Source organism: Aggregatibacter sp. HK296, from assembly GCF_980469475.1.
The window spans coordinates 1,652,992-1,674,529 of the sequence record NZ_OZ413142.1; the positions used below are offsets into that span (position 1 = coordinate 1,652,992).

Here is a 21,538-nt window from a genome sequence, read left to right on the forward strand (position 1 = left end):
AAAAGTGCGGTAATAAAAAATAATATTTCTCCCCCACCTCTCCTAATTTTTATCCTCTTTCTTTTTAAATTACGATCCTGATCGCAAAACTTATTCCCTTTTTATCTTCCTTATTTCTGTTCTTCGTATAATTTTGCTTTAAAAAGAATCACAGAAGAACATGAAGAACCATTTACCTCTTTTACTTCGCCTATTACAAATTCCGAAACTAGGCCCAACCTCAATTCAAAAAATACTTGATCAAGTAAATTTATCTGATTTACAAGATTACGATGTTACCGCATTCAAACATATAGGTTGGAATGCCCAACAAATCCAAGCGTGGTTCAATCCTGAAAAACGCTATATTGAACCGGCACTTTTATGGAGAGAAAAAGAAGGAAATCATATTCTTGATTATTATCATCCGGACTATCCTGAGCAATTAAAACAAATTGACAGCGCGCCACCTGTGTTATTCGTCAAAGGTGAAACATCCACCTTATCTCACCCACAGATTGCTATCGTTGGCAGTCGCCAATGTTCTAGTTATGGGGAATACTGGGCAAAGTATTTTGCCTCAGAACTAACAACCAATGGTTTGATCATTACCAGTGGGCTCGCCTTAGGCATTGACGGATTTTGCCATCAAGCCGCTGTAGATTTGAGACAGCCGACTATCGCGGTATTAGGGAGTGGTTTGGAAGAGGTTTATCCGGCGAAACACCGTAAATTAGCACAACACATCATTGAGCAAGGTGGTTCGTTAGTTTCTGAGTTTTTCCCGTTGCAACCGCCTATCGCAGAAAACTTTCCCCGCCGTAATCGCATTATTAGCGGATTATCTCTCGCAACGTTAATTATCGAAGCCACTGAACGTAGCGGATCTTTAATCACCGCTCGTTATGCTCTGGAACAAAACCGAGAAATTTTTGCTCTACCCGGCAATATCCAAAGTCAATTTAGCCAAGGCTGCCATAAACTTATTAAACAAGGCGCGATGCTAGTAGAAAATGTAGAAGATATTTTAGAAAACCTTGCACCACAAATGGCATGGGAAAAACACCTGAAAAATAGACCGCACTTTTCTTCCCCAACGGCCATTTCTCCGCAACAAGAGGAAAAGGTACCACCTACTTATCCTGAACTTTATCAAGCGATTGGGTATACGCCAATCAGCATTGATTCCCTCTCTAGCACACTCAATTTGTCGGTGGAGCAACTTCTTATTCAGCTTTTAGAATTAGAACTTCAAGAACTGATTTACAGTGAAAACGGGTTATACCGCCGCACTTAATTTATCCCTCAAAAGACATCAAAATCCTCAGAATAAGAAACAATCGATGCTTATTGTTCAGAGAAATCATGCATTAACTTATGCATTTTTTTACAATTTTTAGCAAATGCGCGACAGTACGGACAAATAGCCAAATGCAGATACACCCGACCTTGTGTTAATAAGGACAGGGGTTTTTCTTGGTGCATTGAGATAAATTTGGTGACTTGATTACATTTCATCATTTCTCTCCTGCGTTATCCGTATGATCAAACCAATGGCGGGACAAGCATGCTTGTAATTGTAAGCGGGCGCGGTATAGCAACACGTGCAAATTAGAGATGGATAAATCACATTCTTGGCAAATTTGTTCACTTTGCATATCAAAATATTCTCGCATCATAAAAACACGCGCTTGCTGTGCCGGCAGATGATCCAGGCATGCTTCAAAAATAATCCAAAACTCTTTTTTATATGCCTGTTCTTGAGGTTCTTCCCAAGTTGAGGGTAAAAATCGACTACGATCCCAGTGCCCTTCTTGATCAAAAAACGCATTCGGGTCATCGTCATCACTGACTTCCGAAACGGTAAGTACACGCTGCCGATACTTCAACAAATCAATAATCTGATTTTTCAAAATGGCAAAAAACCACGTTTTTAATGCTGCCACACCTTTAAATGACGCAGCATGCTGATACGCCTTTGTCAGGGCTTCTTGCACCACATCTTCCGCCAAATCCTTGTCGCGCAACTGCAGCAGTGCAAATTTTAACATTTGCTCCCGAATCTCTTGTATTTGCTGAGATGAAATCAATTGAAAAGCCAACGGCATCGTTGAAGACATAAGAAAATCCGTTTTATCTGTACTTGCAGGCATTCATCATAATCCTCCCTCTTTCACAAAGAAAGCCATACCGCAGAATTCATAGATATGAATGATGTGCTTTTTGAAAAGGCTTGTTTAGCACAAGCCTTATCATTTAAAAGTTACATTTTTGGCTTCATTGCTTCAGCTTCTTTCATGCCCTGGTTCATTTTATTTTCCATCATCTTTTTACCTTCTTTCATCTTTTTCTTCATATCGTGTTTCATCGATTTTCCCTCTTTCATATCATCCATTTTCTTGTCCATCATCGGCTTGGCATCCTTCATGCTGTCCATTTTATGTTCCATTTGCTGTTCCATTGGTTGCATACTTTTCATTTCAGCAAAAACTTGAAAAGCCATTGCCATGCCAAGAACACCGGCTAATGTTACGAATGATGTCATTTTTTTCATAAGAAACTCCTTTAATCCTATTAAGATGTGTTGAAATTTTTTGATTAAGAAAAACCGTAAGAAAACGAATGCTTTCCTACATGCTGATTAGACGGAACTCGCCGACAATTTCTTACAAAAATTTTTATGAAAAAAGAGGGGATGGGAAGAGGAAATAAGCTGCGATGACAGAAAACAAAAAAGTGCGGTTAAAATCCATCGTGAATTTCCACCGCACTTTTCCTCTTAAAATCAGCGCTTACTTTCCGCCTGTTTAATTTCCGGCGTTGTGTATAAACGATGTTTATACAAGTAGCTGCCTAACAGCGCGTGCGCCAAGGCTTCTTTGACCATACTTTGCGGCACTTCCGCTTCCGTTAAAGTTTCAGTAGCTTTGTCGTAACGATAAGTTTTGGCACCGACTTTTGGGAATTGAATTACCACGTCATTGCCGCGCATCAGTGCCTGCACTTGGTCGTACTGCATAATGGCGCGGTTTGGATCGTTCGGTTTGGTGAGGTCATAACCGATCATTGGGTAGTCGCCACTAATACCAGCCAAAGAAAGCAAGGTGGTCGGCATATCGAATTGGCTGACCAAACGGTTATCGCGACGCGGTTCGATGCCTTCGCCCAAAATCAATGCCGGAATGTGGAAATGCTTAATCGGCATCAAGCTGGCACCGGCGACACGAGAGTCGTGGTCGGCAATCACTAAGAAAATCGTGTCTTGCCAATAATTGGAGGCTTTCGCTAGCTTAAAGAAATGCCCAATCGCATAATCCGCATATTTTGCCGCGTTGTTGCGCGTGGCTTTTGGCTGTTCGTACAGATCGATTTTGCCATCCGGGAATTCAAATGGATCGTGGTTGCTGGAGCTGAACACGAGGCTAAAGAACGGTTTGCCTTCTTTGTGTAATTGGGTAAAGGTCTCATTGGCTTTGGTGAACAAGTCTTCGTCACTCACGCCCCAAGTCCCGGTGAAGCTTGGGTTTTGATAATCCATTTGGTCGATAATACGTTTAAAACCATTACCGTAGAAAAAGCCCGCCATGTTATCAAAATGCTTTTCCCCACCGTAAATAAAGGACGTGTCATACCCCCGTTGGCTTAATAGTTGTGCCAAGGTAAAGAAACCATTTTGACTGTTATTCAATTTCACAACTGCACGAGCCGGTGTCGGGGTAAAACCGGCGGTAACGGCTTCAATACCACGCACGGAACGGGTACCGGTGGCATATAAATTATCAAATAACCAGCCTTGCTGTGCCAACTTGTCAAATTCGGGCGACAATGGCAAACCACCTAGCGTACCGATAAATTGCGCCCCAAGGCTTTCCTCCAATACAATCACGATATTTTTCGGTTTGCCTTGGTAAGTGGCTTGGTTACGGGTCAAAGTTGGAATATCTTTGGAAATATAGGCGTCTGCCGGGCGACTGCCGCTGTTTTTCACAATGGAAAGCATTTCTTCCACCTCCATTTTGCCATAGGCTTCGGAAGACGTACCTTCGTCTTTAAATTGTTGCGCCGCATAAATGACGGAATAACCTGAATTTAGCACCAAAGAGTTCACCATGGCATCAGAAGAAAACGCCACCATGGCCGGGTTGATTCCGCGGTGTTGAAAACTGGAACGTGCGCCAAGAAAACTCAAGGCAATCACCAATAACGCCACCACAGGTCGCCACGTCCAACGCATTGGCGTGATATTGCGCACCGCCCAACCGGCCAGTTTCCAATACACCACCACAGCAATAAGGGTAAAAATGAGGCTAAAAATGACCGCACTTAGATGCCCTTCCATCAACATGGAGAACACTTCTTTCGGGTAAATCAAATATTCGATGAACAGACGATTCGGGCGGTAATCATAGGTTTCAATAAATGCCGGTGTCGCCAGTTCCATAAACACAATAAACACACTGCCTGCCGTCAACCAGAAACGCAAAATACGCTGCCAAATGCGCCCTAACGCGTTTTGATGATATAGCAACACGGTCAATAACGCCGGCACGCCAAATAAATAACACAAAGATACTACGTCCATGCGTAGCCCTTGCAAAAACAACTCGCCCCAACCATTAACGGCACTGACCCGTTCTTGTTGCCATAAAGACAAGCCGAGGCGAGACAGGGTAAATACGATGAGATTAATCAAAGAAAAGAAAAAAATCGGAAAGAGCAACGAACGAGGTCTGCCTTTCGTAAATAAATATCGTGACATGTCAGTCTCCAAAACATAAAAAACCCGCTCTTTTAAGCCATGACAACAAAGAGCGGATTTGAGAAAAAATTATTCGATCCAATGAACAATCTCATTGAGTGGCTTGCGGGATTTCGGACGAATGTCTTTGGCACGATAACCGAAAGTCACCGCAACGGACACCGCATATTTTTCTGCGTCATACGCACCGGTTTGCGCCAAAATACGGTTGACTTCGGCATAGTTAAACCCTTCGATCGGGCAACTGTCGATACCGATTAAGGCGGCGCCCGTCATCATGTTGGCAAGGGCGATATAGGTTTGTTTGCTTGCCCAGTCAAATAAAGTGCGGTCGTTTTCCAACACGTTTATGTGTTCTGTTTGAAAGCGTTGATAGGTTGCCATATTGGCTTGCATTTGCTCTTCCGTTAAGCCGCGACGTGCAAGGTTTGCGCGAAAATCCTCAGAATCGTAACGCATATGTTTATTCGCCAAAATCACCACCACATGGCTGGCATCATCTAACTGCGTTGCCATGCCCCAACTCACCGGTTTTAAGGCTTGGCGTAATTCGGGATTTTGTACCACTAAAAATTGCCATGGCTCGGATCCGACGGAACTTGGCGACAGGCGACCAAGTTCTAAAATATAGTCAAAATCTTCTTTGCTGATTTTGCGCTCGGGATCGTAATAACGCGTTGCGCAGCGAAAATGGAAGGCATCTAATACTTGTTGTTTAGTGATGCTCATAAATGTCTCCTTTACAATAACATAATGAGAAATAAGAATAAGTTGCAATTTGCTTGCTCATTCTCCGCTTATTTTGATATTTGTCCAGTAAAAAACATATGGATTTTTGACCGCACTTTTACACGGTTAAATAAGCTTCAATTTGTGGCGGAATCGCCTTAGGGCAAGGAATGAGAACCTGCTTATGTCGATTAAGCTCCCCTTTTTCCAGCATAATGCTACTTTTGGGCACTTTGAAAAGTTTACTGAGGAATTTGAGTAAATGGGCGTTGGCTTGTCCATCCACAGGAGGTGCGGTAATGCTGATTTTTAATTCATCATCATGCAAACCGACAATCTGATCTTTGGCGGCTTTGGGTTGTAAAAAGATTCTAAGGCGCAAATCATCGCCGTTTCGTTCTACTGCCGCCATATTGATATTCCTAAAATGTCGTTAGCTTAAAACGCTGCCACAGCCCAAAGACCACCGAAGATGTCATAGAGTACACGATTGAGTAAATACAAGATAAAAACTACCACCATTGGTGAAAAATCAATCATACCGGCATTAGGTAGAACTTTACGGATCGGACGAAGCACTGGTTCACTTAATTGGTACAACAAATATTGTGTTTGACCGGCAGCACGATTAAACCAGCTTAAAATGGCCCCTACTAACAACACATAGAAAATAGCCTCACCAATGCTGTGCACCACACTTAATACACCAATCACGGCATATTCAAATAAGGAAGCGCCTGCGATAGTCCCAAAAAAGTTTAATAAAGGAAATTTTACCCATCCCAAAATCAAACATGCCAATAACGCAGCAATATTCACACCTTTCACTGTTGGCGCGAACCGACTGAGAGGCGCGACAACAGGTTGTGTCGCTTTCACTAAAGCTTGTGACAAAGGATTATAAAAATCTACTCGCGCTAGCTGGAACCAAACACGTAAGATTAAAATAAAGCTATAAACACTGATCACAGTCGCAATCAAAAATTGAATTGAATTCATGCTTTTTCCTTAAAATTATAACCAGCCTTTGCGTTTGAAATACCAATAGGGTGCAAACGCCGCCAATGCCATTAACCCCAACGCCATCGGATAGCCAAATTTAAACCCAAGTTCCGGCATATCGTTGAAGTTCATGCCGTAATTGGAAGCCACCAATGTTGGCGGGAGGAAAATGACCGACACAACGGAGAAGATTTTAATAATACGGTTCTGCTCAATATTAATGAAACCCATCGCAGCTTGAAGCAAGAAGTTCACTTTTTGGAACAAGGATTCATTATGCGGTTGCAAAGACTCAATATCTCGTAAAATTTCACGCGCCTGTTCTAACTGATTTGCCGGCAAGCGAGTTTTACGCACTAAGAAACTAAGGGCGCGCTGCGTATCCATCAAACACAAACGTACTTTAGAGCTAGTATCTTCTTGTTCTGTTAAAGTTGCCAAAGCCTCATCAAAAGCTTCCCCTTGAGTGCCGTCTAATACCACGCGACTTAATTTTTCCAAATCCGCATACACGTTTTCAATCACATCAGCCAGTTGCTCGATTTTTGTCTCAAATAAATCCAACAACAATTCATAGGAGTTACATTCGATTAAACGCTGATTACGAGAACGCATACGATATAAACGGAACGCCGGTAATTCGCGGTCACGCAAAGTAAACAAACGCCCGTCACGAATGGTGAACGCCACGCTGGCTAAATCCGCATAGTCATTTTCATCTTCACAATAAAAGAAGGAGTGCAAGTGCAAACCGTCTTCGTCTTCAAAAAAACGCGCAGATGCTTCGATGTCTTCCAATTCAAGAAAAGAGGCTAAACTCTGACCTAGATTTTCTTGCAAGGTCTCACGTTCTTCAATGGTTGGTTCAATTAAATCAAGCCAAATCGCGGTGTTTAACGGCTCGGTGGTTTCATCAATACGAACCAAGCGAGCGTCCTCAAGGGCAAAAGCATTTATCATTTTGTCATACTCCCGTATTGGACTATGCACATGGCAGTGAACGACGGCAAACGAAAGGAATATTACAAGCAATCACGATCAAAAGTGCGGTCGTTTTTAGATGCGTTTTTTAACGACAAGTAAAGAAAGCTGTAATGAAAGAATATGTTGCAAATTTCGTTTGACGAAAAGATGCCGAAAAAGAGAAGGTAAAAGAAACTTACCAACGAAACCATCGCCGATAAGTGAGAAAGGCGATAGTTACAGTGAAAACTCCGTTCGGTATCGACTGTGACTGTCCAAAGTGTGTGTCCTCATGTTACTAAATCGCGCGCAATGTTACGCCTGAAAGCCTGATTCGTCAAGGCGAAGGCGAAAAAATCCCCTTCGCCGAATAACCTTTTAAAGTGAAAAAACACCTCAAAATTGCACCGCACTTTTAAGCCACATTCCACCAAATTAACGCCCATTTGCGTTGCCCGTGTTCGATGGCTTCGTTGTTCTGTTGTTTTTGACGATAAAATGCAAATAATCCTTGTTTTTCTTTGTCGTTCAACGGACCAAGTGAAAATTCCACGGAATTCAACAAATCTTCATAGGTTTCGCCCATAAAACGGCCGGATTCCGTTTCAATGAAACTGAGGTTGGCTTGAATGCCTTTTTGGTAAAGCCGATTGAGCAGGTAAATATAGGTCGGGAAACCAATATCATCACGCCCGATGGCGGAAAATACGCCTTCATCTAAGAAATGGCGCTGCGTCACGGAAGTGAGATACACCCGTTTTTTCGCTTTAGCGCAAAGTTTCTCGATCATGTCATCTAAATCATCCACTAAGGTAGAACGTGATGCCAAAATCACATCCACTTGTGGCACATCGTCCCAATTCTCCGCCCAAGAACGACGAATCAGATTTAAATTTTCCAGCTGCAATTTTTGTTTATATTCCGCCAACACATCCAACATCCCCGTGCTGTAATCCAAGGCATACACTTGACTGCCTTGCTGTGCCAAAGGAATGGCAAAGGTGCCCGGGCCACAACCGATATCGAGAACGCTTTCGTCAGGTTGCACCTGCATGGTTTCCAGTAATTGTTGGTTATAACGGCTGGCTTTCCCCACCAGATTTTCCGCCATTTTGACGGCTTTCTTGTCCCATTTCTCCGGTGGTAAATTGTAATGGTTGCAAGCAATAAGATGTTGTTTGTAGAGGGCATTAAAATCAATATCGTAGAAAGTCATTGTATTTTCCTAAAGTACGGTGGATTTTGGCGATAGATTTTACTGCATTGCTATATTCTTTGAAATATAACGCATGCAAGATTTAACGCAAAAAGAAACCGCACTTTGATTGCTCAACAGTGCGGTTTGTTTTACAGATGATATGAATTAGTGATTAATCTCACCTTCAATCGGTTTGATATTTTCATCAAATTCCGGAAGCGGTTTGTGTTCACTTGCCACGTAAGAATAAATCACCGGCAACACGAACAGGGTAAACAACGTACCAACCGCCAAGCCTGAAACGATCACAATCCCCATACTGAAACGGGAGACTGCACCGGCACCGGTCGCATAAAGCAATGGAACCAAGCCGGCAATCATCGCCGCAGTGGTCATCAGAATTGGACGTAAACGGACTTTTGCCGCATGCGTAATCGCATCAATACGGGAACGTCCGTGGTTCAACTGTTCTTCTTTTGCCACTTCGCACATCAAAATACCGTGCTTGGTGATCAAACCGACCAGCGTAATTAAGCCGACTTGAGAGTAAATATTCAGCGTTGCTCCTGCCGTGCCAATGAAGCCAAAGAAGTTCAAAGCAAGCAATGCCCCACTGATCGCCAACGGTACAGAAATCATGATCACCATTGGGTCACGAATGGACTCAAACTGAATCGCCAACACCAAGAAAATAATAATGACTGCCAACACGAAAGTCACCGCTAAGGCATTACCTTCTTGTACCAACTGACGGGCTTCGCCTTTGAAGTCATAGTTGTAGCCTTGTGGTAACAATTCTTTTGAACTGTCTTCAAGCCATTGAATCGCATCTCCAATGGAAGAACCCGGCATCGGCACCGCGCTGATCACCGCTGAGTTCAGCTGGCTGAAACGCGGCAAAGAGCTTGGTTGCGGTTCTAATGACACGCTGATCAAACTGCTTAATGGAACTGATTCGCCATTTGCAGCTGAAACATAATAATTATTCCAGCTTTGCGGGGATAAGCGATTATCACGTTTTACTTGGGAAATAATCTTATAAGCACGACCATCAATATCCACACGTTCAACGGTAGCGGCAGATAAGAAGCTGCCTAACGTTGCACTGATTTGTTTCATCGTAATGCCGTAAGTGCCGGCTTTTTCACGATCAATTTTGATGTGCATTTGTGCCGTGTCGAATTTCAAGTCTAAGCTTGAGTAAACGAACTTACCGGATTTCTGCATCGCTTCTAAGAATTTGCCTGCCACATTCGCCAAATCTGCATAGTCTTGAGAAGTACTGATCACAAAGCCGATTGGTGGCCCTTGCTCCCCGGTTTCAATTTCAGGGAAGGCAAAACCACTGACAGACACTTCAGGAATACCTTTGGCTTTGGTGTTCAATTCTGCCAAAACCTGTGCCTGACTTCTGGAACGATCTTTCCAGTCTTTTAACGTCACTACGTTTAAGGACTGGTTAGTGCTTGGCACCCCTGAAATGGTCATCGCAAATTGTACTTCTTCCGTATCTGTTAAGATTTTTTGATACGGTGCCATGGCCGCTTGTACATAATCTACGTTCACGTTAGACGGCGCAGAACCAATCGCCAAGAATGCGCCTTTATCTTCCGTCGGGGTCAATTCACTGGAAAGGGATTTGAACATAATCGGCAAGGTCGCAAAAATAATGGCAGCGAAAAACACCATGCATTTACGATTTGCCATCACCAAATCCAAGACATAAGCGTAAGCGTTATTAATTTTGGTTAAAGTGCGGTTAACACGCTCTTCCAATTTGCTTGGTACTGAATGATCTTTAAGTAATTTACTGGTCATCATCGGAGAAAGCGTCAACGCCACGATACCGGAAATAAATACCGCACCGGCGAGCGTTAGCGCAAATTCTTTAAATAACGTACCGGTAATTCCCCCCATTAACGCCATCGGGGAATATACTGCAATCAACGCAATCGTCATGGAAATGACCGGCACTGCAATTTCGCGCGTACCGATAATTGCCGCGCGGAATGGCGTTTCACCGAGCTTAATATGGCGGTCAACGTTTTCTAGCACCACAATGGCATCATCCACCACCAAACCGATCGCTAAAATTAAAGCCAGCAATGTCATCAGGTTGATGGAGAAATCCAAGGTTTGCAGCATCATGATCACCCCAATAAGGGAAATCGGAATGGTAATGACCGGAATCAAAATCGCACGGAAGGAACCAATAAACATGGTGATCACCACCAATACGATAAGCGTTGCTTCAATGATGGTTTTTACCACTTCTTCAATGGAGTTGTTAATGGCAACAGTGCGGTCATATAAAATGTCTGTTTGAATGGCATCCGGCAAATTATTTTTAATGCTTTGATACAACGGCAGGATTTTTTCCGCCACCGTTAACGGGTTTGCCGAAGACGTCGGATTCACTGCCAACACCACCGAATCAGAACCGTTTGCCACCGCACGGGCATTATCGCTGGATTTATTCAATTCAATATCTGCAATATCGCGTAAACGGACAAGTTTATCGCCATTGGAATACACAATCAGTTTGCTTAACTCATCAACGGATTTTGTGGTGGTATCCACTTTGTTTTTGTACACCACGTAAAAACCGTTGTCGTTACCCGCTGCCGTTTGCACGTTGTTTGCCGATAAGGCAGACATCACTTGCGTGGCAGAAAGGTTTTGTGCTGCCATTTTTTGTGGATCCAACCAAATGCGCAGAGCATATTCGGATGCACCGAAAATATCGACGCTTGCCACCCCTTCCACGGTAAAGAACTGCGGTTTTACCACACGTTGAATATAGTCCGTCACCTGGCTTGCATCTAACTTATTGGAACGGAAACTAATATACATAATGCCCGAACCACCGGTCGAAGAAGTCACCGTCGGATCTTCAATCCCACTTGGCAATTCTGAACGCACGGAATTCACCTTCGCCAACACATCGGCAAGCGCCGCATTCGGGTCAGTATTTAATTTCATTTTCACCGTGATCGAAGAACTGCTCGGTCTACTGGAAGAAGACATATAGTCCACGTTATCCGCCTGCGCGACCGCTTCTTCAATTTTCGAGGTCACAAACGCCTGAATCAAGTTCGCATCTGCGCCGGGATATGCCGTTGTCACGGTGATCACCGTAGTTGTCATTTTAGGATATTCACGCACCGCCAGTTTGGAAATCGCCTGTAATCCCAAAATAATGATTAACAGACTAATCGAAACCGCAAGCACCGGGCGACGAATAAATATATCGGTAAATTTCATTCGTATTTCCTAATTAAAGATTGGTTTTCGATGCAGGTTGTGTGGTGCCTACGCCTTCTTTATCCGCCACAAGCACTAACGCACCGTTACTTAAATTTTGCTGACCACCGGTCACGATTTTATCGCCGATTTTCACTTCATCACCTTTTAGCTGAGCATAGATACCTTGGCGATCTTTGGTAAACACCGTGATTTGCTTCGCACGATACATTTTGTTCACATCGCCTTGGCTAGCAAATTTCTCTTTTTCCTCATCAGAAAGTGCGGTCAAAATATAAAGCGATTCGCCATACATGTTGTAGCTCACGGCGACTTGTGGCACGACAATTTGGTCATACTCCGTTGCCAATGCCACGTTTAAACGGGTGAACATACCGGATAACAGTTTTTCGCCATCTTCCGGATCAAACGTGGCTTGCACGTCAATTAACCCGGTGGAAGAATTAATCGCCGGTTCAATCGCAGAGATCGTTGCCGAGAAGGTTTCGCCTAAACGGGCATCTGCTGTCGCGGTGACTTTTTGACCGATATGCAATTTTTCCAATAAATTCTGTGCAATCGCAAAATCTACTTTCATAGAACTACGATCTTCCACACGCACGATTTCTGTGCCGTTCGATACATACTGTCCCACATTAACTTTCACGATACCCGCTTTGCCATCAAAAGGTGCAACAATCTGACGGCGCGCAATTGTGGCTTTTAAGGATTCCACATTCGCCACTTGCGCATCATACGCCGCTTTGGCATTGTCTAATTCTTGCTGAGAAATGCCACCACTTTTCGCCAAATTCGCATAGCGTTGATACGTTTGACGTAATGAAATCACTTGTGCTTCAGCCGCTTGTAAGCTTGCTCGCTCCACGGAGCTGTCTAATTCCACCAACAAATCGCCTTTTTTCACGCTTTGTCCGTTAGTGACTAACACTTTTGAAATCGTCCCCGCACTTTGCGCACTCAACATCGCCCCTTGATTTGGACGAACCAACCCGGTGGTCTCAATCACCGGCGTCCATTGCTGAGCAGAAACGGTCATTGCCGTCACCGGAACAGCTCTTTCTCCTTGATTAGCCAAGAAATCCGCAATGCCTTTCGCTTTCATCTGATTCATCACAATCATTGCGATGAAAATTAAAACAAATATTCCAAGCGTCAGTTTTAACAAGAAAACGTGCAAGCGCTTTGGTTTGATGGTTTCGGTCATACAAACTCCGTAATATCTCTTGAGTGATTATTGATTTTTAACAGCCCGCCAAGCCCGTTCAATCACAGACTCCAGCATTTCTGTTGAAACTTCTTTGATAAAATGTTGGCATTTGAAGGCGATATTAATCGCGCTTTCCAACGAGATGGCAAATAAAATATGGGTTGGCAAATCTGCCACTTCGCCCGCCTCTTTTGCCTTGTTACAAAAGTGATGCCACAGGCTATCTTGCTCCCATTCCCGACAAATATCAGTAAATCCCGGTAAAGATTCATATTGGTGCATATTACTCATGATCGTCGGATCACTTTGCAAAAACGTCCAAATATTCCACCACATTTTCCGATACTGCTCGGCAAAAGATTGCGTTTCATCGTGATCTTTTTCCATCGCACGTTGAAATGAGAGGAAAATATGACGAGCGAATTGGGCCAACAATTCTTCTTTATTTTTAAAATAAATATAAATGGTCCCCGGCGAAATTTTTGCAGCCTTTGCGATTTTATGCATCGACAAATTCGGCAAGCCTTCCACCGCCATCAAGTTGTCCGTTGCAGAAAAAATCCGCTCAATCATATCCATTTCAGATTGATTCATAGTCATTCGTAAACATTGAGTAAATCGTTAAGAAGTGCGGTGAAAAATATTTTCACCTCGCACATGGGGTAGGTTACATACAGTAAATACATTACCACTGAATGAACGTTCGTTCATTTTATTGATTTTTTGTTTTTTGGCAAGTTAAAAATAAAAAAAGTGCGGTGAAAAATCACCGCACTTTTTTGTTATTTCATTCATTACATGGCAATCACAACACAGTTAATTACGCTCTTAGCTTTTTCCTGCATCTTCACTGCGGCGTTGCGATCCCCTGCCGGACCAACCACAACACGGTTCCAATCCGCACTTTCTTTCACTCTCGCCGGCAATCCGAGCAAGCTTAAACGCGCCTGTAAACCTTCTGCCTGTGCTTTATTTTTAAAAGCGCCACACTGTAAGCCATATTTTCGCTCACCACTATTACTTGTCGGTGTTTGTTGCGCTGGCTCCGTTTTTTTCTGAGGTTCAGCCTTCACTGTTTGCTCAGCTTTTTTCTCTTCTTTTGGCATTGTAGCCTTCTTCGCTTCTACAACCTGAGGTTGCGGCTTCGATTGTACTTGAGGCTGTTGTGTTGCTTGTGTAGTAGCCGATTGAACCGATTGTTGCGTAGCTACTTGTGCAGTTTGTTGGGTTTCTGCCGCTTTCGTTTTTGCCAATTCAGCTTGTTTTTGCTCTTCTTCCATCGCAGCTAAAATCTTGCGTTGTTCTTCTGTTAAACGCATATTTTTATCCAACGATTTTGGATTATCATCAATCGGTACCGTGCGTGTTTCCAATGCTTTGATATAACTCCACACTTCTTCCGGGCGATTCGGTAAAACACTTTTCGGCTGTGTTTTTTCGACAGTTTCTTGCGGTTGTACTACATTTTCCGGCGCTTTTTCCTTCAACAAATACAATCCAAATGCAAATGCCGCCACAATCATGATTGCAAGCATTAACAACATCGACTTATTACTTTTGCGCTGCTTCTTCTTTTTCTTTGCGCCGCTACGGGCGGCGTAATCACGTTGAGCCACGATAAAACCTGTTTAATCTAACTAAAATAATCAATAACTATATGACAATAAAAAATTCTGCTAATTCTACTGAAAAATTACTTTATTGACTACAAAAAAGCCGAAACTAGCTTAAATCCAACGGATCCACATCTAAAATCCACCGCACTTTTGTTGCTTGATCGCCTTGGTCGCGTCCAAATGCCGTCAAGACCTGATGCAAAGTTGCACGAGAAGGATGCTGCAATAATAACTGCCAACGATATTGCCCTGCTTTTTTGCTGAATGGCGCGGGCATTGGACCTAATATTTGTAATTCTGGGGCAATATCTCGTTTCACCTGCTGTAAATATGCCGCAAACTGCGCCAACAAATGCTCTGCGTCTTCGCTATGGCGGCTTTGCGCTTTGAACAAGGCTTGCGAACTGAAAGGTGGTAACCCCATCGCTTTACGCAAGGCGAGGGCATTGAGGGCAAATTGGTTGTAACCTTGTTGCAACAGACTTTGTAACAAAGGATGTTCCGGGTAATGGGTTTGTAAAAGCACTTCACCTTGTTGGGTGCCACGCCCCGCACGGCCTGCCACCTGCATATAAAGTTGAGCCAGCCGTTCTTCCGCACGGAAATCCAATGAAAATAACGCACTATCCACATTTACCAACGCGACTAAGGTGACATTAGGGAAATGGTGTCCTTTCGCCAACATTTGTGTCCCGATAAGAATTTGGCTTTTACCCTGTTGAATATCTTCTAAATAACCTTCTAACTTACCTTTGCGCGCCGTCGTGTCACGGTCAATTCGGGCAATGCCGTAATTTGGGAAAATTGCTTTTAAGGAATCTTCTAGCTGTTCCGTACCTAAGCCCGTAGTGATTAATTGGGTGGAACCACAATTTCCGCATTGGCGCGGAATCGGCTTTTGTGCACTGCAATGATGACAACGCAACACATTGTGTTGTTGGTGATAGGTATAAGGTTTATCGCAATGGCGACATTCCGCCATCCAGCCGCATTCATGGCACAGCAACACCGGTGCAAAACCGCGTCGATTCAGAAATAACAAGACTTGATTGCCTTTTTCTAAATGCGCCTGCATACGTTTTATCAGGATTTCAGATAAACCATTGCGCATTGACTGATGTTTTAAATCAATGATGTGTTGCTGAAGTGCGGTGGACTGATTGGCTTTTTCTGATAGGCACAAGCGCTGATATTTTCCCTGTTGCACGTTATTCAAACTTTCCAAACTGGGCGTTGCCGACCCCATTAAAACGGGAATATTCAGTTGTTTTGCATACACCACCGCCAAATCGCGAGCATGATAACGCCAACCGTCTTGCTGCTTAAAAGACGCGTCATGTTCTTCATCGATAATAATCGCGCCTAAATCGGCAAATTGTGTAAACAGCGCAGATCGCGTACCAATAATGACCGCACTTTGCCCACTGCGCGCACGTTGCCACACGTGTAATCGTTGCGTGTCATTTAAATTGGAATGCAACACATCAATCGCCACGTTAAAACGGGCTTGGAAACGACTTACCGTTTGTGGCGTCAACCCAATTTCCGGCACCAAGACCAACACTTGTTTGCCTTGATTTAAAATCTCTTCAATAAATTGCAGATAGATTTCTGTTTTGCCGGAACCTGTCACGCCGTCCAACAGCCAAGCCGTAAAGCCTTGAGTAAATTTCAATTGGCTAAACACCAACGCTTGTTGTTTGTTAAGTGTTAATCGATCTGCTTTATTGACGATTGTCTCGCCAACTAATTGCTGTTGCCAGGTTTGAATTTCCGATTCTTGGGAAACTTCAGTAATGTATTCTTTGGCTTTCAACACCGACCAAATGCCACTGCCAAAGGGATTGTTGCCTTTTTCCATCCCCTCCTTTGCCGCCTGCAATGCTTCAAGTTGTTTTTTCGAGCGTTTTAGTAAGCCTTGCGCCAACGCTTGATCGCCAAGTGCGGTCGGTTTCCAAAAAACTTTTTGTTTTTCCACCGCACTTTCACCTTGGCGCAACTTCACCGGCAATGCTTGCGACAACACTTCTCCCAAAGGCGCATGATAATAATTTGCCGCCCAACTTAAGAACTGCCAACTTTCCGGAGAAAACAGAGAAGTATCATCAAGACAGGCTAGCACAGGCTTCAACTGTTCTTCAGGCACATCCGTCTGTTCCACCACGTCAACCACGACGCCAACCAGCTTCTGCGTCCCAAACGGCACAAGCACCCGCGCCCCAACGACAACCTTCATCGACGCAGGGAGGACATAGTCAAAATAGCGATGTAGCGGCACCGGAAGTGCGATTCGGGCAAATGGCATGAATGGAAATTAAGTGAACTAAAATGGGCTCGGAATATAGCATTTTGGGGGATTATTGTCTATTTAGGGGCTTTCACATCTTGAAGATTTAACTGTTTTAGGTAAAATCGCCCAACAAATCTAACTTTATCTAGGGTATTACTTATAATGATCTCCATCATTCTACCAACATATAATTGTGCTGATTATCTCGATAGGTCAATAATGTCAGTAATTAGACAAACGTATAATAATTGGGAATTATTAATTATTGACGATGGCTCAACAGATAATACTAAAGAAATATGTAATTATTATTGTAACATTGACAAAAGAATAAAATATATTTACCAAATAAACCAAGGTGTTTCAGTAGCTCGGAATAATGGAATAAACTTAGCTCAAGGGCAGTATATAGCCTTCTTAGATGCAGATGACCTTTACACTTCCAATTTCTGCTCTGAGTTAATATACAAAATATATAATTATGATATAGCTTACTCAGGATTTACATATAAAAAAGAAGATAATACTAATAAAAGTAAAATACTAAAGGAAACCGGAAATATATTAATACCTTACTTAAACTCTATCTCCAATCAAGAACACCCATTACACATATGCTCCATGCTTATAAAAAAAGATATTCTGATTAAAAATCAGATATTATTTACTCCTCATGTAAAGAATTGCGAAGACACTGAATTCATTATAAAAGTCCTATATGTAGCAAATGCCAACTACTTTAACGGACACCTATTCACCTATCTACAAGGAAGAGCTGGTTCAGCAACATCTAACACCCCTATAATAAATCAAATAACATCAATATTAGAAAGCTTTAAAAGAATTTATATATCATCTCCTGATAATATAAAACCACATATTAGATATCTAATTAAAAAAGAAATTAATTTCTGGCTGAAGACATTACTCAGTAGAAAGTTAAGAAAAAACATCAAGACTATTTTATCTATAAAAAAATGGGAAATATATAATAGAAATATATTAAATATAAAGGATAAAAAATGACAATACCTAAAAAAATACATTATGTTTGGGTAGGAACAAAAGAAAAACCTCAACTTGTTATTGATTGTATAAATTCTTGGAAAATTATTTTACCTGATTATGAAATAATAGAATGGAATAATAACTCTTTACAAAACATAAAAAATGACTATGTAAGTGAAGCTTACAAGAATAAAAAATGGGCTTTTGTTTCTGATTACCTAAGATTATATGCGTTATATCATGAAGGTGGAATATACCTTGATTCAGATGTTGAAATAACACAAAAAATAGATCAATTTCTTCATTTAGATTTTTTTAGCGGATATGAAGTATATGGTGAAAACAAAAGATTCTTCCCTATTACTGCATTAATGGCCGCCCAAAAACACAATGACATCATTAAGGATTTGTTAGATGAATATAGCAATATTCACTTTGAAACAAAAGCGGGATTAGATCTAACACCAAACACATTTAGAATAAGTGAGTATTTTAAAAATAAATTTGACATCAAAGAACCTTATAATGGTGAAAGCACAACCAAGATAAATGAGAAATCTATAATATACCCATATTATTATTTCTGTACTCCTAGAGATAACTTTGATAATTTTTCCATTCACCATTTTAATGGCTCATGGAAGCCTTCTCATGAAAGAAAAGATAAATTCAATCTATTTAATAGATTTATAATTTCTAGATTCAAGAAAAAAGGAATAGGAGATCTACCAATAACACAAAATGAAAAAATACTCTTTTCAATAAGAGTATCCAATCTAAAAAGTTATGTATTAATAAAAATAAAGGACTAGAGAATATTATTATGAAGAGATATCTTATTGTATTTGGAACTCGACCTGAAGCTATTAAAATGGCACCTCTTATAAAACAGATGAAATATAATAATCTAAACTTCAGAGTTTGTGTCACTGGGCAACATAGAAAAATGTTAGATCAAGTCCTAGAAATATTTGAAATTAAGCCTGATTACGATCTAGACATTATGAGTAATCAACAAACATTATCTACTATTACCTCTAGTATCTTACAAAAAATACAACCAATTATAGAGGAATATAAACCAACCTTGATTTTTGTTCATGGCGATACAACAACAAGCTTTGCAACTAGTCTAGCAGCTTATTATAACAGAATAGATATAGCTCATATTGAAGCTGGCCTAAGAACTAATAATATTTATTCTCCTTACCCAGAAGAAGGCAATCGAAAATTAATAGCTGCAATCACAAAATACCATTTTACCCCAACACAAACATCAAAAGATAACTTATTAAAAGAAAACATACCTGATAAAAATATTTATATTACAGGAAATACTGTAATTGATGCTTTATTTACAGCTCGCAATAAAATAAATAAAAATATTACACTATTGAATAAATTAAAAAGTCAATTCGACTTCCTAAACTCAGATAGAATTATTCTAATTACAGGTCATCGAAGAGAAAATTTTGGAGAGGGTTTTGAAAACATATGCCGAGCGATTTCGGAATTATCATTGCTTCATCCAGAAGTTCAATTTGTATATCCAGTACATCTAAACCCTAATGTCAAAGAGCCTGTTAACCGGTTATTAAGCAACAAATCTAATATTCATTTAATTGAACCATTAGACTATTTATCTTTTATCTATTTAATGAATTCTTCATATTTAATTCTCACTGACTCAGGAGGAATCCAAGAAGAAGCACCATCTCTAGGAAAACCTGTATTAGTAATGAGAGAAACAACTGAAAGACCTGAAGCTATAAAATCAGGAACTGTAAAATTAGTTGGAACATCTAAAAATATGATAATTGAACAAGTTAATTTATTACTCACTAATGAACTTGAATACAATAAAATGTCTCAAGCACACAACCCATATGGAGATGGTTCTGCGGCAATGCAGATAATATCTATATTACAAAGAAATTAATATACAAATAAGTTATACTTTAATAGTGGGCAATATGAAATTAAAAGAATGGTTCTATAAAATACTAAAACATAATAAAAAAGAAAAATTTAAAGATGTAAAAAAAGGAAATCAAGTTCAATTTTTTATAGAAGATGATCTCATTATAACTGATGATTGTGAAATTGGAGATTATTCTTACCTACATAAAGGTATGTTTAAAAACACCAAAATTGGACGTTATTGTTCAATTGCTACAGGAGTTAAAATTGGTTTAGATAATCATCCTATAAACTGGCTATCAACACATCCATTCCAATATGCTGACTCTTATACAAACTTTCTACCTAAAAGAACTCATATTGGCAATGATGTTTGGCTAGGGGCAGATGTTATAATTTTAAGTGGCTTAACTATTGGTGACGGCGCAATAATTGGAGCAGGAAGTGTTGTTACAAAAGACATTCCACCATATGCAATAGCAGTTGGTGCTCCTGCAAAAGTTATTAAATATCGTTTTGAGCAAGATATTATTAGCAAACTACTAAAATTAAAATGGTGGGAATTAGGTTATCAAGATTTACAAAATGTAGATTTTGATAATATTTACACTGCTATTGAACAAATAAAAAGAATTAAACAAGGAATTGATATCAAATAAATGGTACAACATCCTTTCCCAAATTCTCTTTAAGGCGTTGTTGTTCTTTCCATTTTTCTTTATTGAGTGCCCGTATAGTATTATCTTTTATTCGATCTAAACGCTGTCTTAGTGTTTTTTTTAGTTGTATTGCTGTATTCTTCTTTCGATCTTGCTGGAGCCCACTCGTCAATGTGCTACTTTCCTGATTCAATTGCAATTCTTGTACACAAATTGCAGGGTTAAGTTGATACACCTGATAAAGATCAATATTTATCCATTCATTGAACATGATTTCATCAATCGCCTTAACTTCTTCTACAGTAAGTTTTTCAAATACATGAATAAAGTATCTCGCAGCAGCATTAGAAATAATATAGCCTGCCGTGCCAAAGTGTTTAGATTTTAAAATATCAATTTCTCTTTGATGGTAAGGCAATATCTTTTCCTGTTTTTCAAGCTTAACAGGCATCAAAAAGGTTTCTAAACGCAAGACAAAAATCTCTTGAAAATTGAACCGCACTTTTAACCACTCATCTTCTGCAAGAAACCGTTCTGCATTCTCACCAAGCAAAATATCGTCCTCAAAAAGCGTGATGAAATCTAAATCATCATCAACACACTTTTTCCACAACATGAAATGACTCATCAAACAGCCCTTCTCTCCCATGGTTAACTTAGGAGTGGCTGCAACATTGGGAAGATAACGCAGTAAATGATCAGTGAGACGCTCAGAAGGTGTAAACGCATCAAAAAATTCAAATGGGATGTTCTGTTGACCGAATTGTTGGATGATGTGATTTCGACGTTTATCCGCAGTGGAAATGCTGATAACAAAGTTTTTATTTTCAATGAAATGCATACGGAGATATGAAGTTAGCCTTAAGTTACCGATTATCTTACTATTTTGAGGCAATGAAATGAATCTTAATATGCACAAAAAATCAAAGTGGCAGATCGGCTCA

20 protein-coding genes are annotated in these 21,538 nt (G+C 40.8%); 5 read left to right on the plus strand and 15 right to left on the minus strand.

The genetic code is table 11. From position 1 onward, the window contains the following. The first annotated feature begins 160 nt into the window (after nucleotides 1–160). The gene (gene dprA, locus AC30SH_RS07780) at nucleotides 161–1,276 is read left to right on the plus strand and encodes a DNA-processing protein DprA (RefSeq protein WP_212510323.1); all 1,116 of its coding nucleotides are present in this window, start codon (nucleotides 161–163) and stop codon (nucleotides 1,274–1,276) included. Between the two features lie 50 nt (nucleotides 1,277–1,326). Here the strand turns inward: dprA and AC30SH_RS07785 are convergent, their stop codons facing one another. From AC30SH_RS07785 to priA, 14 genes are all read right to left on the minus strand, one after another. Further along, on the minus strand, nucleotides 1,327–1,500 hold the full coding sequence (locus AC30SH_RS07785; RefSeq protein WP_462804181.1) for an anti-sigma factor family protein: 174 nt from the start codon (nucleotides 1,498–1,500) through the stop codon (nucleotides 1,327–1,329). Further along, the gene (locus AC30SH_RS07790) at nucleotides 1,497–2,087 is read right to left on the minus strand and encodes a sigma-70 family RNA polymerase sigma factor (RefSeq protein ID WP_212510730.1); all 591 of its coding nucleotides are present in this window, start codon (nucleotides 2,085–2,087) and stop codon (nucleotides 1,497–1,499) included. The genes AC30SH_RS07785 and AC30SH_RS07790 overlap by 4 nt, the downstream gene beginning before the upstream one ends. 155 nt (nucleotides 2,088–2,242) lie before the next feature. Further along, on the minus strand, nucleotides 2,243–2,533 hold the full coding sequence (locus AC30SH_RS07795) for a hypothetical protein (RefSeq protein ID WP_048750016.1): 291 nt from the start codon (nucleotides 2,531–2,533) through the stop codon (nucleotides 2,243–2,245). A gap of 231 nt (nucleotides 2,534–2,764) precedes the next feature. Then, a complete protein-coding gene (locus AC30SH_RS07800; RefSeq protein WP_314885868.1) occupies nucleotides 2,765–4,738 on the minus strand; it encodes an LTA synthase family protein in 1,974 nt (657 codons plus the stop codon). A 69-nt stretch (nucleotides 4,739–4,807) separates the two neighbouring features. Then, a complete protein-coding gene (locus AC30SH_RS07805) occupies nucleotides 4,808–5,467 on the minus strand; it encodes an NAD(P)H-dependent oxidoreductase (protein WP_314310920.1) in 660 nt (219 codons plus the stop codon). Nucleotides 5,468–5,585: 118 nt separating this feature from the next. Then, nucleotides 5,586–5,879 carry a DUF167 family protein YggU gene (gene yggU, locus AC30SH_RS07810; RefSeq protein ID WP_109859314.1) on the minus strand — a complete coding sequence of 98 codons (294 nt, stop codon included), beginning with the start codon at nucleotides 5,877–5,879 and terminating at the stop codon, nucleotides 5,586–5,588. A gap of 26 nt (nucleotides 5,880–5,905) precedes the next feature. After that, nucleotides 5,906–6,466: a YggT family protein gene (locus AC30SH_RS07815; RefSeq protein WP_314885870.1), complete on the minus strand. Its 561-nt coding sequence runs from the start codon at nucleotides 6,464–6,466 to the stop codon at nucleotides 5,906–5,908. A gap of 15 nt (nucleotides 6,467–6,481) precedes the next feature. Next, complete coding sequence (corA, locus tag AC30SH_RS07820) at nucleotides 6,482–7,429, minus strand: magnesium/cobalt transporter CorA (protein ID WP_048750024.1); 948 nt, start codon at nucleotides 7,427–7,429, stop codon at nucleotides 6,482–6,484. Between the two features lie 418 nt (nucleotides 7,430–7,847). Beyond that, nucleotides 7,848–8,648 (minus strand): class I SAM-dependent methyltransferase, encoded by an 801-nt coding sequence (locus AC30SH_RS07825; protein WP_314310925.1) that lies wholly within the window; start codon nucleotides 8,646–8,648, stop codon nucleotides 7,848–7,850. Between the two features lie 147 nt (nucleotides 8,649–8,795). Next, nucleotides 8,796–11,894: a multidrug efflux RND transporter permease subunit AcrB gene (gene acrB, locus AC30SH_RS07830; RefSeq protein ID WP_314310927.1), complete on the minus strand. Its 3,099-nt coding sequence runs from the start codon at nucleotides 11,892–11,894 to the stop codon at nucleotides 8,796–8,798. Nucleotides 11,895–11,907: 13 nt separating this feature from the next. Beyond that, a complete protein-coding gene (gene acrA / locus AC30SH_RS07835; protein WP_212510317.1) occupies nucleotides 11,908–13,098 on the minus strand; it encodes a multidrug efflux RND transporter periplasmic adaptor subunit AcrA in 1,191 nt (396 codons plus the stop codon). Between the two features lie 27 nt (nucleotides 13,099–13,125). Further along, entirely contained in the window at nucleotides 13,126–13,695 is a 570-nt protein-coding gene (locus AC30SH_RS07840) for a TetR/AcrR family transcriptional regulator (protein WP_212510316.1), read from the minus strand. 200 nt (nucleotides 13,696–13,895) lie between these two features. Further along, a complete protein-coding gene (gene ftsN / locus AC30SH_RS07845; RefSeq protein ID WP_212510315.1) occupies nucleotides 13,896–14,717 on the minus strand; it encodes a cell division protein FtsN in 822 nt (273 codons plus the stop codon). 106 nt (nucleotides 14,718–14,823) lie between these two features. Continuing rightward, the gene (gene priA, locus AC30SH_RS07850) at nucleotides 14,824–17,022 is read right to left on the minus strand and encodes a primosomal protein N' (RefSeq protein WP_489582341.1); all 2,199 of its coding nucleotides are present in this window, start codon (nucleotides 17,020–17,022) and stop codon (nucleotides 14,824–14,826) included. A 147-nt stretch (nucleotides 17,023–17,169) separates the two neighbouring features. Here priA and AC30SH_RS07855 point away from each other — a divergent pair, with 147 nt between their 5' ends. From AC30SH_RS07855 to AC30SH_RS07870, 4 genes are read left to right on the plus strand one after another with little or no spacing between them, the layout of a single operon-like run. Then, nucleotides 17,170–18,033, plus strand: a complete 864-nt coding sequence (locus tag AC30SH_RS07855; RefSeq protein WP_212510313.1) for a glycosyltransferase family 2 protein — start codon at nucleotides 17,170–17,172, stop codon at nucleotides 18,031–18,033. Continuing rightward, nucleotides 18,030–18,827, plus strand: a complete 798-nt coding sequence (locus AC30SH_RS07860; protein WP_212510312.1) for a glycosyltransferase family 32 protein — start codon at nucleotides 18,030–18,032, stop codon at nucleotides 18,825–18,827. Before AC30SH_RS07855 ends, AC30SH_RS07860 begins: the two co-directional genes overlap by 4 nt. Nucleotides 18,828–18,838: 11 nt before the next feature. After that, nucleotides 18,839–19,954: a non-hydrolyzing UDP-N-acetylglucosamine 2-epimerase gene (gene wecB / locus AC30SH_RS07865; RefSeq protein WP_212510311.1), complete on the plus strand. Its 1,116-nt coding sequence runs from the start codon at nucleotides 18,839–18,841 to the stop codon at nucleotides 19,952–19,954. 34 nt (nucleotides 19,955–19,988) lie between these two features. Next, entirely contained in the window at nucleotides 19,989–20,594 is a 606-nt protein-coding gene (locus tag AC30SH_RS07870; protein ID WP_212510310.1) for a CatB-related O-acetyltransferase, read from the plus strand. On the opposite strand, the gene AC30SH_RS07875 is transcribed toward AC30SH_RS07870, so the two are convergent. Then, nucleotides 20,587–21,435: a glycosyltransferase family 25 protein gene (locus tag AC30SH_RS07875; RefSeq protein ID WP_212510309.1), complete on the minus strand. Its 849-nt coding sequence runs from the start codon at nucleotides 21,433–21,435 to the stop codon at nucleotides 20,587–20,589. The two genes, AC30SH_RS07870 and AC30SH_RS07875, sit on opposite strands and share 8 nt — an antisense overlap. Between the last annotated feature and the right edge of the window lie 103 nt (nucleotides 21,436–21,538).